General features: G+C 57.6%; 2 protein-coding genes. One reads left to right on the top strand and one right to left on the bottom strand.

Annotated elements, in window-relative coordinates:
• Nucleotides 1-193: hypothetical protein (locus tag RX972_RS29055; RefSeq protein WP_316880733.1), on the bottom strand; the 193-nt coding region annotated here is incomplete at its 3' end.
• Nucleotides 194-471: 278 nt separating this feature from the next.
• Between RX972_RS29055 and RX972_RS29050 the strand changes: the two genes are divergently transcribed.
• The coding region (locus tag RX972_RS29050) for a DUF308 domain-containing protein (RefSeq protein WP_204318009.1) at nt 472-706 on the top strand (235 nt) is incomplete at its 3' end.

Here is a 706-nt window from a genome sequence, read left to right as displayed (position 1 = left end):
GGTCGGGCGCGACGCCCGGAATTTCCGCGGTGATGATGGCGCCGTCCGCCCCCGCCCAGACGTTGACGGGCGGGTACTCGGCCGGGACGGCAAACCTGAAGCCGCCGAAGGTGCGGTTCATTTCTTCCTGAAGTCGGCGCATATCGCGGGCCAGGTCGGGCCACCGGCCGCCGAGCGCTAGATCAGTGAGCATGGCTAAAACTCCCTTTATCCCCTTCAGATCAACCGATAGCGCCCTCACGCATCGGCGCCTTGACATCAAGGCTGCATTTGCGTGGCTCAGCATTGACGGTCGTCAATGTGGCGCACCGAACGGAATGCCATCAATGATCAATGGCCAAGCGCATCAGGCTTGCATATTGTAGCACTTCGCCAGTCCGAGGGTGAGCCGGCTCACGATCACTCTAGCAACGGTCAAGTCTGGCAGCTTCGATGAGACTATTCGGCAGGTTGGTTTGAAAGGGCCTAATCATGAGCTACCAGAGTTTCGCAGAAAAAGACGTCAACTATGACGACTCCGGCCGTCGGCTGTTGTGCTCGTTGAGCACCAATTGGTGGGCATTTGTAATTCGCGGCGTTTTGGCGTTGATTCTCTCTGCTCTGGCATTCTGGATGCCAACACAGGCGTTGCTGGCGTTTACGCTCGTTTTTGGTGCTTTCTCGTTTGCCGACGGTGTGTTGGTCTTGATCGCGGCAGTGTACAATG

This window comes from Pseudomonas syringae group sp. J309-1 (assembly GCF_032582135.1).
Taxonomy (GTDB): Bacteria; Pseudomonadota; Gammaproteobacteria; order Pseudomonadales; family Pseudomonadaceae; genus Aquipseudomonas; species Aquipseudomonas quasicaspiana.
This window is presented reverse-complemented; position numbering and strand designations above follow the sequence as displayed.